Source organism: Proteiniphilum sp., from assembly GCF_040307845.1.
GTDB lineage: Bacteria > Bacteroidota > Bacteroidia > Bacteroidales > Dysgonomonadaceae > Proteiniphilum.
Window position 1 is genome coordinate 53,473 of the sequence record NZ_JAWRIS010000020.1, and the last position, 17,518, is coordinate 70,990.

The following is a 17,518-nucleotide window of genomic DNA, read 5'->3' on the forward strand; positions in this document are numbered from 1 at the left end:
TAAGACTCAGATGTCCACCTTTTAATTTTTAACTTTTCACTTTTAATTTTTAATTCTCAACTATCTTATTCCTTCATCAATATAATGCCTAACGTTTTCGATGATTTTCACACACTCTACAGCCTCTTTCACATCATGTACCCGTAGAATATCAACTCCTGAAAGCAATGCCACTGTATTGAGTGCAGATGTACCGTTAAGGCTTTCTTCCGGAGTGATCCCAAGCAGTGTATAAATCATCGATTTACGAGATATTCCTACCAATATCGGTTCCTCAAAGATATGAAAATATTTCAGATAAGCCATCAATTCGTAATTTTGAGATATCGACTTACTGAATCCGAATCCAGGATCAATGATCACATCTTTTACCCCAAGATGGTTCAGTTTCGCCTTGCGTTCCGAGAAATAGTAGAGGATATCCTGCATAAAATTGTCATAATGGGTGAACTGTTGCATCGTTTGTGGCGTACCACGCATATGCATCAGGATATAAGGCACATTGAGTTGTGCCACCACAGGAAACATCCGTTCATCTATCTGTCCACCCGAGATATCGTTGATGATATTCACACCGTATTCTTCTACAGACTCCTTCGCCACATCGGCATAGAAAGTATCTACTGAAAGGATTACATCAGGAAATTCGCTACGTATCAACTTCAGGACAGGCATCAGCCGTCCGGCTTCTTCCTTGGCATCGAGAAAACGGGAGGCGGGTGAAGTGGATTGAGCACCCACGTCGATCATCGTCCCTCCCTCTTCCAGAATTTGGGTACATCTATCCACAATTTCGTTTGCAGACTGTTTCCTGCTCCCCGAAAAGAACGAGTCGGGAGTAACATTCACAATCCCCATTACATGGGGCGTGGAAAAATCAATCAACGTACCGTTTATATTGATGGTTTTCATTATTTCGATAATTGCAGAACTGTGAAATCAACATTTTTCACTTTTCATTCTCAATCCTAAAAGTCTTTATTCTTTACTCTTTATTCTTTACTCTATAAAATCGAATCCGGATTCCGTCCCGGATAATCAACGGTATAATGGAGGCCTCGGCTCTCCTTGCGCGCCATAGCCTGTTTAATGACCATATAACCCACTTTGATGACGTTTCTTAATTCACAAATATCACGTGATACTACAGAACGCTGAAAGAGATCCTCAGTTTCCCGGAAAAGGATATTCAGCCGGTTAAGGGCTCTTTGTAAACGTAAATCCGAACGGACAATACCTACATAGGACGACATGATTTGTCCCACTTCCCTGTAACTCTGCGTAATCAATACCATCTCCTCGGGAGAGGTTACTCCTTCGGCATTCCAGGGTGGAATATCTTCTTGATACGAATACTGCTTGAAAAGAGGGATAGAGTGCCTGGCCGCCGCATCCGCAAAAACAACTGCTTCAATCAAGGAGTTCGATGCCAGCCGGTTGGCTCCATGAAGTCCCGTACAGGCACATTCTCCGTTAGCATACAGGCGGCCGATACTTGTCTCCCCATCCATATTTACCTTGATCCCTCCACACAGATAGTGAGCCGCGGGAGCTACAGGGATCATATCTTTAGTTATATCGATCCCGTAGGAAAGGCATTTTTCATAAATGGTAGGAAAATGTTTCCTGGTCTCCTCAGGATTCTTATGGGTCACATCCAGGAAGAGATGGTCAAATCCCTTTTCTTTCATCTCGGTATCGATTGCCCGGGCGACAATATCACGTGGCGCAAGCGAACTCCGCTTGTCGTATTTGTGCATGAACTCCTTGCCGTCAAGCGTTTTCAACACACCGCCATAACCACGCATCGCTTCAGTAATCAGGAATGAAGGACGTGCACCGGGATGATATAAAGCGGTGGGATGAAACTGCACAAACTCCATTCCTTTTATCTCCCCTTTGGCCCGCGCCACCATGGCAATACCATCGCCTGTGGCCACCAGCGGGTTAGTGGTAGTCTGGTAAATGCACCCGATCCCGCCGGTCGCCATCATGGTGGCCCGGGCAAGAAAGGTATCAATTTCGTCGGTCTCCTGATTAAGGATGTAAGCCCCGTAACATTCAATACCCGAAGTATGTCTTGTGACCACCTGCCCCAGATGATGCTGTGTAAGCACTTCTATGGTGAAATGATGATCAAAGACGTCGATATTAGGATGTTTCCGGATAGCCTCAATCAGGCTGTCCTGTATTTCCGCACCCGTATTATCCTTATGATGCAAGATACGAAATTCCGAATGGCCCCCTTCGCGATGAAGATCGAAGTTGCCTTTGTCATCTTTATCAAAATCGACTCCCCATCTTATCAACTCTCTGATTTGATCCGGCGCCTCACGTACCACCTTTTCCACTACCTCCACGTCACAGAGGCCGGCGCCGGCATCCAAGGTGTCGGCTATGTGCTTTTCAAAATTATCCCATGGATTAGTGACGGAAGCAATTCCTCCCTGCGCATAATATGTATTGGCATCTTCCAATGAATTTTTTGCCACAATGGCAACCCTTCCATGTTTTGCCACCTTCAAGGCGTAACTCATTCCGGCAATACCGGAACCGATAACCAAAAAATCATATCTATAAACCATTTTCCTTTTTTTTAGGATTATTCAAATACAAATTTACAAGATTTTCCCGGAATCATCCCGTCATTTCCACAAATACTACCTTATATTACTTTTCCCCCTCCCCCAGTCTCCCAGTCTCCTAGTTTCCCAATCCCCCAGTCCCCCAGTCTTCCAGTCCCCCAGTCTCCCAATCCCCTAGTCCCATCCTTCTCCCAATCCAATCTAACCACTCAGGCTGCTTTCCCAACAAACAATAAAGTTAAAAAACGTTATACATCCCCAAAATCTCTTCTAATTTGCTTTCTTTGTATATTCAATAAACTGACTGTTAAACATCACTTTACGACTTGTCCTACACTTTTTAATTATTTTGGTATGAACAACTTATTCCGCCTGTTTCTATTTCTCTGCCTCCTATCGACTTCGAGCCTGTTTTCCGGAAATACAGCACAGCCGGATTCAACTTATCTGCTCAGGGGCAGGGTGCTCGGGGGTGATTCCAATGAGCCATTGTCCAATGCAAGTGTTTCGGTTCAACAGGTGAATGTATCGAGCGTCACCAATCAGGATGGATACTTTTCTATCCGGATACCGGCTTCTACAAAAAATTCACAACTGCTTATCCGCTATCTGGGATACGAGAACCGGGAGATCCCTATAATTACGCTGATCGATAATCCCAACAATCATATCACTTTAAAACCTTCTCCCATAGAACTAAGTGAAGTAGTCGTAGTATCGGGTGAGGGAAAAGAATTAATAAAAGAGGCATTACAACGTATTCCTCAGAATTATCCCGACAACCCCCACATGATGGTAGCATTCTATCGCGAGTCGGTAAAGAAGGGATCCAATTATATTTCACTGGTGGAAACAGTACTGGATATTTACAAAGCCCCCTACAGTTCCTACAGTAATGACCAGGCCAAGATCTATATCGGACGCAAGGCTACAGATATATCTCCCCGGGATACAGTCCTCCTGAAGTTTCAGGGGGGTATCAGCGATGCTTTGTTACTCGATATTGCCAAAAATCCCGAGATCGTTTTCGGCACAGATGCATCTGAATATCAATTTCATATCGAGGGACTGATCAATATCAACGACAAGCCGCACTATATCATTTCATTTGCGCCCCACCCGGGAATAAAAGAAATCCTGTTCAGGGGAAATATTTATCTGGATGCGGCCTCTCTCGCTTTTGCCCGTATGGAATTCAATATGAATGTGGAAGACCGGAAAGATGCAGCCAATATCTTTATCAGGCGAAAACCATCCAAGATGAGGGCAGAAGTAAGTAAGGCCCAATATGTAGTAGACTTTACAGAAAATAACGGAAAGTGGTTCTTTAATTACAGCAGTACCGAAGTGTCGTTTCGAGTACGGTGGACAAACCGATTCTTCGGTCTGTTTGCCACTACCTATACTATCGGCTCGGAAATGGCTATTACAGACAGATATGACAACAATGTAGTGAAATTCCCGCGCAACGAGCGGATCAGGTCTACCGATGTGATCGCGGAAAAAGTAGAACATTTCCTTGATCCGGATTTCTGGGGTGAATACAACGTAATCGAACCCGATCAGCAAATTATGGATGCCGTGAAACGATTGAGCGGGAAATTGCAACGGCGAAGGAGTGAATAATGCGGAAATCTGCGAGTGAGTGAGAACAAAGTAAGTTTACTTAAGTTTGCCGAACTATAGCAGATTGCGCGAAACGAAAGGTGGAACGGTGGAAAGGTGACCGGGGAAGACTGAGAGAGAGGGAGAATGGTGCGAAAAATGAAGAAAAACTCAAAACTATTTGGAATTAGGAAATTTAGGTGTACCTTTGCATCCCAAAAGTTTTATACAATTATATTATTTACAAAACAGTATGTATTTAGATTCTGCTAAAAAGAAGGAAATCTTTGCAAAACACGGGAAGTCCAACACTGATACTGGCTCACCAGAAGCGCAGATAGCATTGTTCTCCTACCGTATTTCGCATTTGACGGAGCATCTCAAGTCAAACAAAAAAGATTATAGCACAGAAAGAGCATTGAAAATTTTAGTGGGTAAGCGTCGCCGGTTACTCGATTATCTGATTGATACGGATATCGAAAGATATCGTTCTATCATCAAAGAATTAGGTATCAGAAAATAATTTTTTCAAAAAGAAAGAGTAAAAAGAGGATGGAACAACGGTTTTTATCCTCTTTTTTTTACAACTAATTTCCTATATTAAAGGAATTTAAGCATCAAGAGAGTGAAAATATGTTGCAAAAATATGTCTTATAACATATTTTTTTATTTTGCCGATTCAAAATAGCGCCCTATCTTTGCATCGATAACCTAAAACAATCTTTTTTACCTTAATGCTGATATCACGTTAACCGATACAAAAGAGGCCTTCTCGATCGAGGGGGCCTCTTTTTTTTTAAAAATTTTTGGTTATATAAAAAAATATCTATATTTGAGGAGTCAATTCAATATTTTTCGATATTTGAACGTTTTCATTATACCCTTCATCGCTATGCTAAAAATACTTATCCTTATCGATTATTCCAGCGAATTCAGTCGCCGGTTGCTCAGGGGACTCATCCAGTATTCCAAAGAACATGGGCCTTGGATCTTTTACCGATTACCCTCCTATTATAAAACGCTATACGGTAAAGAGGGGATTGTGGAATGGGCCAGGGAGTGGGAAGCCGATGCTATTGTGGCGAGATGGGATCACGAAGGCACAAATCTGCTGGAATCATTGAACATCCCTATCCTACTCCAAAACTACAAAAAACGCAGTCCCTACTTCTCCAATCTGACTGGCGATTATTTCGGCACGGGAGAGATGGCCGCACAATTTTTCATCAAAAGGCGCTTCCGGAATTTTGCATTCTACGGAAACAAGGGAGTGGTTTGGTCATGTGAAAGAGCGGAAGGGTTCAGAACGCAGGTAGAAAAAGCAGGAGGCAACTATTATTACTTTGAAAGCGAAAATCTGGACGGGGAAGAATGGGGAAGCAGTCATATTGAACTCGATGAATGGCTCTTGTCGCTTCCCAAACCTATCGGTCTATTCGCCTGCGATGATAATTTCGCACTCAGGGTATCTCAATACTGCAAAATCAACAATATCAAAATTCCCGAAGAGATTACCTTGCTGGGAGTAGACAACGACGAATTGATCTGTAATTTGTCCGACCCGCCGATCTCTTCCATTGTTACAGATGTCGAGAAGGGCGGATATGAAGCGGGGAGGCTCATCGACAGAATGACTAAAGGAGAAATGAAAGAACCGTTCAATATCATTATCCGGCCAACAAGATTTGAACTTCGAAAATCTACAGAAAAATATGATATCGGAAATGAATATATTTCCCAGATAGTAAATTTCATTGAAGATAACTTCATCTCCGATATCAACATTGAAGAGCTCACAGAATTGGTTCCCCTGTCCCGGCGTAACCTGGAAGTGAAATTCAAAGATGAAATGGGGACCTCTATCTACCAGTTTATCCTAAGTTGCAGGATCGATTATTTTGCTCATTTATTGGTAACCACCGAAAGGACACTCTTTGACCTGGCATTGGAATCCGGGTTTAACGACTGTAAGAATATCGCCAGGATATTTAAAAAAATGAAAGGCTGTACCCCTGTTGAATACCGCAGGAAATATAGTGATTCCCGTACGGCATAACGTTATTTGAAAACACAATTACGTTTTTAAAGCATTTCTGTACCATATAAAAAATAATTTTGCACTACAAGTACGTTCAAGCACTATCGAAGCATATTTTTTAATTTATAACAATATGAGTAACAGTCCTAAAATCAGTCATATACAAAACAGGAGCACCACCATCAAGTCGATGATAATACTGGCGCTGCTGTTTTTTATTTTCGGATTGGTATCATGGGTAAACACCATTTTAATACCTTATTTCCAGCTAACATTACAACTATCTAACTTCCAGTCATATCTGGTCACATTTGCCTTTTATATCGCTTATCTGATTATGGCAATCCCCTCCTCATTCCTGCTAAATAAGGTAGGATATAAAAAGGGAATGATGCTTGGATTATGGTGTATGTCGATAGGAGCTTTGCTTTTTGTTCCTGCAGCCTATTGGCGCATCTATCAAATATTTCTGTTGGGACTCTTCCTGTTAGGCGTAGGACTCGCCATCCTGCAGTCGGCCGCCAATCCTTACGTCACCATTGTAGGACCTATAGAGAGTGCTGCCAAACGGATGAGTATTGTAGGAACCGGTAATAAGTTGGCAGGAGTAATCGCCAATCTGATATTCGCAGCGGTGGTAATCAGGGAATCCGACAAAGTCCTCATGCGGGACATTGAAGCGGGAAAGTATACGGGAGTGGCGTTAGAAACAGCTTTAGATACACTGATAAAGGGTGTGATGACTCCTTATCTTATTTTGGCAGTTTTCCTGTTTATCTTTGGCATCATAGTCCGTTATTCCCCACTACCCGAATTGGATCCGTCGGTAGTCAACAAACAATCCGCCGAGGATGAAAATTCACGTAAGTCCATTTTACAATATCCGGCACTCATATTAGGAGTCGTGGCTATGTTCTTTCATATAGGCACCCAAATGATTGCGCTGGGAACCAGTATCAAGTATGCGGGAACCATGGGGGAAAGCCTTGCAGGGCCTGCACAGAATATTCCTTCCTATACAATGTTGCTGACATTCCTCGGTTATTTCCTGGGGATTGTCCTTATCCCCAAATACCTGAAGCAACGGAATGCACTATTAATCAGTGCATCTATCAACCTGATACTGTCCGTAATGATCATCACCACCTCAGGCACGGTACAATTCCTTGGTATTACTGTTGATATCTCCCTTTGGTACTTAGTAATGATGGGACTTCCCAATGCTCTGCTGTATGCGGGCATATGGCCGCTGGCCATCAACGGATTGGGCAAATACACCAACCTGGGGTCCGCCTTCATGGTGATGGCCTTGTGTGGAAGCGCTATCATGCCCATCGTCTATAATGCTTTTGTGGAAATGAATGCATCATTATCACCCTTCGAAGCAATGAAACAGGCATACTGGATACTTATCCCCTGTTTTGCTTACATCGTATGGTATGCCGCCAGCGGATATAAGATCAAGTCCTGGAGTAAGCACTAATGTGCTAATGTGTCAATATGCCAATGAGAATAATGTGCCAATATGCCAATCGAAACATAGTGAAGATCCCGGTTCGACGGGATGAGAATAATTTTCACTTTTCACTCTTAATTCTTAGTTAGTTTCTAATTTTTAATTTATATGAAAACCATCATAAAAAACGGAAAGGTCATTTTTCCTGACAGAATAGAAGAGAATATAACCATCGTATGTGAGAACGGAAAAATAGTCGATATCCTAAAATTGAACGAAACTATTTGGGGCGATGAAAAGATAGTCGGAGATGGAGATATAATCATTGACGCACAGGAAAAATATATATCTCCGGGATTCATTGACATCCATACCCACGGGGGTGGCGGACACGACTTTATGGATGGAACCGTCGAGGCATACCTGGGAGCGGCAGAAACACACGCCAAACACGGAACCACCGCTCTACTACCCACTACCCTCACCAGCACTACTGATGAGCTGATGAAAACATTCGATACCTATCGGGAAGCGGTAAAACAGAATAAAAAAGGAGCCAAATTCCTCGGCCTGCATCTTGAAGGCCCCTATTTCGCCTATAACCAACGGGGCGCACAGGACCCAAAATACCTCAGGAATCCGGAGCCGGAAGAGTATAATAAGATACTGGCGGCATCAGACGATATCGTTCGATGGAGCCTGGCACCTGAGCTGCCCGGAGCATTGGAATTCGGGAAAGTGTTAACCGCCCGTAATATCCTCCCGGCCATTGCCCACACCGATGCAATTTATGAAGAAGTTATACCTGCTTTTGAAGCGGGATTCACACTGGCAACCCATTTGTATTCGGGCATGTCAACCGTCACCCGGAGAAATGCATTCCGTTATGCCGGCGTTGTCGAAGCCGCTTACCTGATTGACGGAATGGACGTGGAGATCATCGCCGATGGAGTACATCTACCTAAATCCCTGCTTCAATTTGTGTATAAATTCAAAGGCCCCGACAAAACCGCACTTTGTACCGATTCAATGCGGGGAGCAGGCATGCCCGACGGAGAGTCCATCCTGGGCAGCCTCGACAAAGGACAGAAGGTAATCATTGAAGATGGTGTGGCAAAACTGCCCGATCGTACAGCTTTCGCCGGTAGTGTGGCCACCACCGACCGGTTAGTCAGAACCATGGTAAACATTGCCGAAGTCCCTCTGGTGGAAGCGGTAAGGATGATGACCTTAACCCCTGCCCGAATCATGAAGATAGACCGGCAGAAAGGATCTATCCAGAAGGGAAAAGACGCTGATTTCGTTATTTTTGATGATAATATTAATGTTTCACACACAATTTTGGGAGGAAATGTCATATACGGAAACTAACACAAATGTAATTACATTCACCAAAGGAATGTTGGAAGTGAAAATCTTCCATACGCGAGAGGAAATGGGTAAGGAAGCGGCCGTCAATGTATCGGACACGATCCGGCAACTGCTGAAGGAGAAGGAAGAGATCAATATGATCTTCGCCGCTGCACCATCGCAAAGCGATTTTATGAAGGTACTGATTGCCGATGAACGGATCCGGTGGGAAAAGATCAATGCCTTTCACATGGACGAGTACATAGGATTAGAAAAAGATGCGCCGCAGGGATTCGGTAATTTCCTGAAAGAACGTATCTTTGATCGAGTACCTTTTAAAAGTGTTCATTATATAAATGGCAGGGCAGAGAATCCTTTTGCAGAGTGCGAAAGATACGCAGGTTTATTGAGCCGATACCCTGTGGACATTGTTTGTCTTGGGATTGGAGAGAACGGTCACATAGCATTCAATGACCCTCCCGTAGCCAATTTCAATGATCCGAAACGGGTAAAAGTGGTAGAGCTCGATCTGGCTTGCAGGCAACAGCAAGTCAACGAAAATCTATTTACCAATGTAGATTTGGTACCCACTCATGCCGTCACGGTCACCATTCCGGCGCTGTTGAAAGCCAAATATATGTTCTGTATGGTACCGGCAAGAAATAAAGCCGAAGCAGTCTATCACACCTTAAACGATAAGATCAGCGAAAAATGCCCGGCCACTATCTTGAGAACAAAAGAAGATGCCAGACTCTATCTCGATGAAGAAAGCGCATCATTACTTAATTAAAAAAAGTCTTGGTTCTTGATTCTTGATTCTAAAAATCTATCATATTATGCAACTAAAAATTATTCTATCAGCTATTTTATCCGGGCTTCTACTGATTGCCCAGGCACAGGTAAAGATCGGGATTATCGGATTGGATACTTCCCACGCCATCGCCTTCACCAAATTTCTGAATGGAGAAGACAAAAAAGAAGAATTTAAGGAATATACAATAGTGGCGGCCTATCCTTATGGGTCGAAAACCATCAAATCGAGTTACGACCGTATCCCCGGCTACATCGAGCAGGTGAAAGAACTGGGAGTGGAAATCACCTCTTCTATTGCAGAGCTTTTAGATAAAGTAGATTGTGTAATGTTGGAAACCAACGATGGGAATCTGCATTTAGAACAGGCTTACGAAGTATTTAAAGCAGGAAAGATTATGTTTATAGATAAACCTCTTGGAGCCACTTTAGCACAATCCATAGCAATCTATCAATTGGCCAGGGAACATAATGTCCCCATTTTCTCTTCATCTGCATTGCGATTTGTTCCACAAAACCAGAAATTGCGTAATGGAGAATATGGTAAAATTTTAGGCGCGGATTGCTATTCTCCGTCAACACGTGAAATTTCACATCCTGATTTTGGCTGGTACGGCATCCATGGAGTGGAAACTCTGTACACTATTATGGGGACAGGATGTGTTGAAGTGAACCGCATGTCGTCCGAAGGAACTGACGTAGTAGTAGGTCTATGGAATGATGGTAGAATTGGGACTTTCAGAGGTCGTCGTACAGGAAAAAGTATCTACGGGGGTACAGCTTTCACCGATAAAGGAGCTGAGCCGGTCGGCCCCTATCAGGGATATGAAGTGCTTTTAACTGAAATCCTGAAATTCTTCAAAACCCGTGTAGCTCCTGTTTCGGAAGCAGAAACATTGGAAATATTTACCTTTATGGAAGCGTCCAATGAAAGCAAGCGTCAAGAAGGCAAAATTATTCTGATGGAAGATACCTATCGTAAAGGCCTGAAAGAAGCCAAACAACTGCTTCAGGAATTAAAATAATTTTCTATAATGAAAAGTTTTATCAAGATCATTGCAGTGGGACTAATGTTGCTATCCTGTATACAAAAAAACAATAACGTTTCAGGAGATCAAACTTTATTCACCGGAAAGGATGGAGAAATAAAATTAATTGTCTTGGCTCCGGAACATTTTCATGCTAATCTTCTTCAAAAGAGTAGTATTCCACAAGTGAACGATTCGGTTTTTGTATACGCAGCTACCGAAGATGTGGGACTAAAGCAATATCTTGCAGCCATCGAATCGTTCAACCAAAGAGATGAAATGCCTACCAATTGGAAGACAATCGTTTATACCGATGATGATTTTCTGAATAAAATGGTAAACGAGAAGAAAGGAAATGTGGTTGTACTTGCAGGTAATAACAGAGAAAAGACCGGATACATTCTCAGCGCGGTAAATGCCGGATTAAACGTGCTGTCAGATAAACCTATGGCCATTAACCGGGAAGATTTCCTTTTACTCGAACAAGCCTATACTAATGCCGAAGAAAAAAATGTGTTATTATATGATATGATGACCGAGCGCTACGACATGGTAAATATCATTGAAAAAGAACTCATCAATGATCAGGAACTCTTTGGCGAATTGGCTCAGGGAACACCAGAAGATCCTGCAGTCTATATGGAAAGCGTGCATCATTTCTATAAAGAAGTATCCGGTACGCCCTTGGTCCGTCCTACATGGTACTACGATGTGGAACAACAAGGTGAAGGAATTGCCGATGTAACCACTCACCTGATCGATCTGCTGTTCTGGAAATGTTTCCCCGGACAACCTATTGATTACACAAAAGATATTGGAAATATATCTGCTACTCACTGGCCGACTGAAATAACATTGGATCAGTTTTCAAAATCGACAGGAGAAACCTCCTTTCCCGATTACCTGCAGAAATATATCAACAACTCCATTCTGAAGGTTTATGCTAACGGAACCCTCCATTTCAATATTAAAAACCTGAATGCAGGGTTAAAAGTGATCTGGAACTGGCAGGCACCCGAAGGCAGCGGAGATACCTCCATGTCGCTGGTGAAAGGGACAAAAGCCATCCTGAAAACAGTACAGGACAAAGAACAGGATTTTGTAAAGCAGTTATATGTGGAAAAACCAGAAGGGGTAGACGATAATGAATTTTCCGGTAACCTGCTAAAAGCAATCAAAAAAATCCAAACGACCTATCCTTTCGTGTTTGCTTCGCCTACGTCCACCAAAGGGAAGTATCTCATCAATATTCCTATAGAAAATCGAGAAGGGCATGAATCGCATTTCAAATACGTTGCTGAAAGTTTCTTCAGTTTTCTCATAAAACGTGATATACCTGAATGGGAAAAAATGACTACTTTAGCAAAATATTACATCACTACAAAAGCAGTAGAAGTTGCAAAAGATAGGGATTGACACCGGCGGAACTTATTATGAGGAATCGAACATGTTCCATGGTTCGATGAAAGGGATCATGGGGACAAAATTCGATATACTCATTATCAACCAGAACAGGTTGAAGTCACAAGAGCTCTGGGGCGATATAGTTTTTGAACTTCGGCGGCTCGATCAACTCTTTAATCGCTTCGACACTACGAGCGAAACTTCAAAAATCAATAAAGAAGCGGCTCTTACGCCTGTTCAGGTAAATCCGGAGATATGGTCCGTCCTGAAGAATTGCCAAATGTATCATATACGCACTTTGGGATTGTTTGATATCACATTGGATAATTTTTCGAAAGTAGTGTTGAATGAAAATAATCATACAGTCTCTTTTTCAAAAAAAGATATTTCATTGGATTTCGGAGGATACGCCAAGGGATACACTTTATTGAAAATTAAAGATATTATCCATCAGGCAGAGGTAAAAGATTGCTTCGCAGATTTCGGGAATAGTTCTATCCTGGGAATTGGACACCATCCCTATGGAGATGTATGGAAAGTAAGTTTTGAAAATCCATACAACCGGTCTGTAATTTTGGACGAAATCTCCTTAAAAGACATGGCACTCTCGGTTTCCGGGAATACACCTGCCTATACGGGACATATTGTACGTCCTCATTCAAGGGAATCGGTGAACGGACGTAAAGCGATCTCTGTAATGTCGGAAAATCCGCTGGAAGCAGAAGTGCTAAGCACGGTTTTCATGATCGCCTCTGATGAAGAGAAAAAGCAAATTTCCGAGAATTTCACTATACAACGTATAGTGGAATATAATTTATAAAAACATCATGTCAAAAAAAACACCCAAACAGGTAGACACCAGCCTGCGACAATTTATCAAAGATCTGGGTTATATTTCAGGTGGAGCCGCACTACTGGCAACCACCCCGTGGCTGCAGTCATTCACGCCGGATAAAGCCAAGGAAATAAAGAATGAAAAAGCAAGGATCGGCTTTATAGGAACCGGATCCAGGGGACAATACAATCTACACGCCGTAATGGCAATACCGCATGCCGAAATTGTAGCCCTCTGCGACATCTATCCCCCTAACCTGAAAGAAGCATCTGCCATTTGTCCCAATGCGAAGACATATACCGATTACCGGAAGATGCTGGAATCTCATGACATTGATGGAGTAATCATATCCACCCCGCTCTACTTACATGCACCCATGACCCTGGATGCGCTGTCCGCAGGTAAACATGTTTATTGTGAAAAGGCTATGGCTTTAAACATGGAGCAGTGCAAAGCTGTTTACGATGCATACCAAAAAACCGACAGGGTGCTTTATTTCTGTGTGCAGCGTATGTTCGACAAGAAATATATAAAGGGGATGCAGATGATTCACGATGGGGTGATTGGCAATATCGTAGGAGAACGCTGTTATTGGTTCAGAAATCACGATTGGCGACGCCCTGTCCCCTCTCCCGAACTGGAACGTCAGATCAACTGGCGATTGTACCGTGATTATTCAGCCGGTTTGATGACTGAATTGGCATCCCATCAACTGGAAGTATGTTGCTGGGCCATGCAAATGGTACCTGAATCGGTAGTAGGAAAGGGGGACATCGTATATTGGAAGGACGGCCGGGAGGTATATGATAGTGTAAATCTGGTCTATCATTATTCCAATGGCGTTAAAATCAACTATGAATCCCTCATTTCCAATAAATTCAATGGGATGGAAGATCAGATACTGGGTAATAAAGGCACGATGAATCTTGCCACCGGTATTTATTACCTGGAAAATGAGGCCGGCGGAAGAAAATCAGGTATTGAGCAACTCATCGGACAGATAGGCAATAAATTATATGCTTCGGTCCCTGCGGCCGGTCCAAGTTGGCGACCGGAGACAAAAGAAAATTACATTCCCCACAACATCCTCGAAGGCGAGTTTCATGTGAATGACGGTTTATCCATGATTGGCGCATTAAAAGACGGTTCTGACGAGATACTGTCAGCATTTTGCCAGGCATGCATTACCGGTGAAAAAGGAAAGAATATTGTCGAAGAAGCATATCTGGCCACCATGCTGTGTCATTTGGGAAATCAAGCAATGGAAGAGCAAAAGCAAATTACTTTCCCGGAAGAATACAAAATTCCTTATATGAAATTCTCATAAAAAAATTTAGCGATCGTAATTTTTTCACTATTAATGGAACTATTCAGATGAAAGACTTAATCATAACGTCCAGTCGGCTAAAAAAAGAAATATATGTTGTCTCAGCATGCTTTATCACAGCATTTGCAACAAATATAGTTGCAATTATAATATTCAAAACCCCATGGTATGAAACATTTACCCAGATAGGTTATGTAATTGTCATAACGGTTGTTTTGTATTTGATCGTAACATTCTTCAGATTTGTAATTTATCTGATAAATAAACTTGTAAGACGATAAGCAATATTTTCATTTCAAACATTTGGATAAATTGGGTTTTCGCCTATGAGGTCTTCGAGGATGGGATTATCGTCATGGACATGTCTCACACCTCATTGTTAACAGAGTAAAATCAGTGGATGCAGAAACCTGCAGAAGGAGTTTCGGGGCTCGGTTTATTTTGATATAAATCTGAGCCCCGCGTTTTCATTGTTAACGATCTTTACAAACACCTCCGTTTTTTGAGGAAATGATTTCGTGAAAATAAACTATTATAAGCTATAACCTTACTTTCTTTGTACATGAAGAAATATTCAATCGTCTTCATCCAAGGGCAAGTCGCACTTTTAATACCGAAAAAAATGTATTTAAAATTATTGCCATTACTTCTTTGTATATTTTTCATGCATGGCTGCTCCACACAGTCACCACTTGACGCCTATTTTACTCCTCCAGAGGAGTTCAAGGACAATTATGGTGATTATCGCTCTCCGCTTATATTCTATAATGGAGACACGGTAAGAACAAAACAGGACTGGCAAAGACGACGGGAAGAGATCCAAGCCAGATGGATGGAGATGATGGGAGAATGGCCTTCAATCAGGGAAGACCAGCAGTTCGAAATATTAGAAACAGTACAACGTGAAAATTTTACACAACATCGTGTAAGATTTTTCTGGATCCCCAATGAACAAACGGAAGGATACTTGTTGGTTCCTGAAACAAAAGGGAAAAAACCAGCAGTAATCACCGTGTTTTATGAACCGGAAACAGCGGCAGGAATAGAGGGAAAACCCTACAGGGATTTTGCTTATCAGCTGGTAAAAAGGGGATTTGTCACTTTATCAATAGGCACAACAGAAACGACCAATAATAAAACTTATTCCATCTATTATCCGAATAGGGAAAATGCTGTTATCCAACCATTATCCACATTAGCTTACGCTGCAGCGAATGCCTATGAAGCACTTGCCAAAGTGAAGGATGTAGACCCGAAAAGAATTGGGATAGTAGGACATTCTTATGGAGGTAAATGGGCCATGTTTGCATCTTGTTTATATGACAAATTTGCTGCTGCAGTATGGATAGATCCCGGTATCGTCTTCGACGAAACCAAAGGATCAGGGGTTAATTATTGGGAACCGTGGTATCTTGGCTACTATCCTCCTCCATGGAAAAACATATGGCCCAAAACCGGGGAGAAAGCCAAAGGTCTCTACCCAAGGCTGCGGGAAGAAGGTTACGATCTGCATGAACTACATGCATTGATGGCACCCCGTCCGTTTCTTGTATCGGGTGGTTCTTCCGATCCTGTTGAACGTTGGATTCCGTTGAATCACACTATCGCTGTCAATCATCTTTTGGGGTATAAACATCGGGTAGCTATGACTAACAGACCAGAACATAGTCCCAATGCAGAATCAAATGAGATAGTGTATTCTTTTTTCGAGTGGTATCTGAAATAAAGCCAACCTTTTCCGGAATCAAGGATCTTAGTACAAATAAGAAAACAAACTGAATAAGATATGAGAAATTTACGAGTCGATATTGTCCGTATTATTCTTACCGGACTATTTGCCAGCCAATTTATAGTTTGTTATGGGGGAGACTTAAAAGTAAACATAGTACCCGACCATAATGATTGGATATACAATATCGGTGAAAACGTAACCTTTAAAGTATCTATCTCTGGGGATACTCCTGGCCAGTTCTCTGTATCCTATGAAATTGGTCCTGAAAAGATGACCGCATGGAAAGAGGATTCTTTCAATAGTAGCAATAAAGAATTCATTATAGATGGAGGCACCATGAAGGTGCCCGGCTTCTTAAGATGTACCATTACAATCTCTTTTGGAGATATCACACAGGAAGAATATGCAACAGCAGCATTCCAACCGTGGGAAATTGTACCGACTACAGAATATCCGAAAGATTTTTTATCTTTTTGGGAAAAGAGTATCTCAAAAGCAAGAAAAATACCGTTGGACACCCAACTGACTTTGATAAAAGACAAATGTACAGATACATACAACGTTTATCAGGTGAGTTATCTAAATGATGAATACAAAAACAGATCCTACGGTATTCTTACGATCCCTGTGAAAAGTGGAAAGTTTCCGGCGGTCATCCGCTTCCCTGGTGCAGGAGTACATCCGTCAGGAGGCAATCTTGCTATAGCAGATAAAAACATCATTACCATAGACTTATATATCCATCCATTCCCCGTACTATGGGAAAAGAAATTCTATGATAATTTGAGGGAAAGTCCCTATATTGATTATAAATTCTGGGGGGCGTACAACAGGGATGCCTATTATTTCAGGAGAGTAATATCAGGATGTGTGAAGGCTGTCGACGTGATCTTTTCGTTATCGCAATTCGATGGGAAAAACTTAGCTTCATGGGGATCAAGTCAGGGAGGAGCTTTATCTATCATTACCACCTCCCTTGATAAAAGAATAAACATGCTTGTTGCGTTATGCCCCGCAATGTGCGATTTTACAGGTTACTTACATGGCCGTGCAGGTGGGTGGCCCCATTTTTTTAATCAGGAAAATATGGAAAAATATAATACCCAAGATGTGCTGAACACTGTACCTTATTACGATGTCGTCAATTTTGCAAGAAATATAACTGTTCCCGGCTTCTACTCTTGGGGATTCAACGATGAAACAACACCTCCTACCTCCATTTATGCCGCATACAATGTAATAAAAGCGTCGAAGCAGGTTTTTATCATACCGGAAGGTAAACATAGAATTTACCCTGAACAACCTAAAAAAACCAATCAATGGATATTGGATTCTTTTCAAAAGTAAA

At 42.1% G+C, this 17,518-nt stretch carries 14 protein-coding genes; 12 read left to right on the forward strand and 2 right to left on the reverse strand.

Annotated elements, in window-relative coordinates; translation table 11 throughout:
- Window positions 1–60: 60 nt before the first annotated feature.
- Both folP and nadB read right to left on the reverse strand, forming a co-directional pair.
- On the reverse strand, window positions 61–912 hold the full coding sequence (gene folP / locus ABV001_RS04900; protein WP_352421773.1) for a dihydropteroate synthase: 852 nt from the start codon (window positions 910–912) through the stop codon (window positions 61–63).
- Window positions 913–1,004: 92 nt separating this feature from the next.
- Window positions 1,005–2,585: an L-aspartate oxidase gene (gene nadB, locus ABV001_RS04905; RefSeq protein WP_352421774.1), complete on the reverse strand. Its 1,581-nt coding sequence runs from the start codon at window positions 2,583–2,585 to the stop codon at window positions 1,005–1,007.
- A 354-nt stretch (window positions 2,586–2,939) separates the two neighbouring features.
- Here nadB and ABV001_RS04910 point away from each other — a divergent pair, with 354 nt between their 5' ends.
- The 12 genes from ABV001_RS04910 (at window position 2,940) to ABV001_RS04965 (ending at window position 17,517) form a co-directional block, all read left to right on the forward strand.
- A complete protein-coding gene (locus tag ABV001_RS04910) occupies window positions 2,940–4,211 on the forward strand; it encodes a carboxypeptidase-like regulatory domain-containing protein (protein WP_352421775.1) in 1,272 nt (423 codons plus the stop codon).
- A 232-nt stretch (window positions 4,212–4,443) separates the two neighbouring features.
- Window positions 4,444–4,713: a 30S ribosomal protein S15 gene (rpsO, locus tag ABV001_RS04915; RefSeq protein ID WP_294080764.1), complete on the forward strand. Its 270-nt coding sequence runs from the start codon at window positions 4,444–4,446 to the stop codon at window positions 4,711–4,713.
- A gap of 369 nt (window positions 4,714–5,082) precedes the next feature.
- Window positions 5,083–6,246, forward strand: a complete 1,164-nt coding sequence (locus ABV001_RS04920) for an AraC family transcriptional regulator (protein ID WP_352421776.1) — start codon at window positions 5,083–5,085, stop codon at window positions 6,244–6,246.
- Window positions 6,247–6,361: 115 nt separating this feature from the next.
- Window positions 6,362–7,711, forward strand: a complete 1,350-nt coding sequence (locus ABV001_RS04925) for an MFS transporter (protein WP_352421777.1) — start codon at window positions 6,362–6,364, stop codon at window positions 7,709–7,711.
- A 141-nt stretch (window positions 7,712–7,852) separates the two neighbouring features.
- Window positions 7,853–9,055: an N-acetylglucosamine-6-phosphate deacetylase gene (gene nagA / locus ABV001_RS04930; RefSeq protein ID WP_352421778.1), complete on the forward strand. Its 1,203-nt coding sequence runs from the start codon at window positions 7,853–7,855 to the stop codon at window positions 9,053–9,055.
- Window positions 9,036–9,824, forward strand: coding sequence for a glucosamine-6-phosphate deaminase (locus ABV001_RS04935; RefSeq protein WP_352421779.1), 789 nt, complete (start codon window positions 9,036–9,038; stop codon window positions 9,822–9,824). The genes nagA and ABV001_RS04935 overlap by 20 nt, the downstream gene beginning before the upstream one ends.
- 46 nt (window positions 9,825–9,870) lie before the next feature.
- Window positions 9,871–10,869, forward strand: coding sequence for a Gfo/Idh/MocA family protein (locus tag ABV001_RS04940; RefSeq protein ID WP_352421780.1), 999 nt, complete (start codon window positions 9,871–9,873; stop codon window positions 10,867–10,869).
- 9 nt (window positions 10,870–10,878) lie between these two features.
- A complete protein-coding gene (locus tag ABV001_RS04945) occupies window positions 10,879–12,288 on the forward strand; it encodes a putative oxidoreductase C-terminal domain-containing protein (RefSeq protein WP_352421781.1) in 1,410 nt (469 codons plus the stop codon).
- A gap of 31 nt (window positions 12,289–12,319) precedes the next feature.
- Window positions 12,320–13,096 carry an FAD:protein FMN transferase gene (locus ABV001_RS04950; RefSeq protein ID WP_352421851.1) on the forward strand — a complete coding sequence of 259 codons (777 nt, stop codon included), beginning with the start codon at window positions 12,320–12,322 and terminating at the stop codon, window positions 13,094–13,096.
- Between the two features lie 7 nt (window positions 13,097–13,103).
- Complete coding sequence (locus ABV001_RS04955; protein WP_352421782.1) at window positions 13,104–14,438, forward strand: Gfo/Idh/MocA family protein; 1,335 nt, start codon at window positions 13,104–13,106, stop codon at window positions 14,436–14,438.
- Window positions 14,439–15,102: 664 nt separating this feature from the next.
- On the forward strand, window positions 15,103–16,164 hold the full coding sequence (locus tag ABV001_RS04960; RefSeq protein WP_352421852.1) for an alpha/beta hydrolase family protein: 1,062 nt from the start codon (window positions 15,103–15,105) through the stop codon (window positions 16,162–16,164).
- A 60-nt stretch (window positions 16,165–16,224) separates the two neighbouring features.
- Window positions 16,225–17,517 (forward strand): acetylxylan esterase, encoded by a 1,293-nt coding sequence (locus ABV001_RS04965; RefSeq protein ID WP_352421783.1) that lies wholly within the window; start codon window positions 16,225–16,227, stop codon window positions 17,515–17,517.
- Window position 17,518 lies beyond the last annotated feature (1 nt).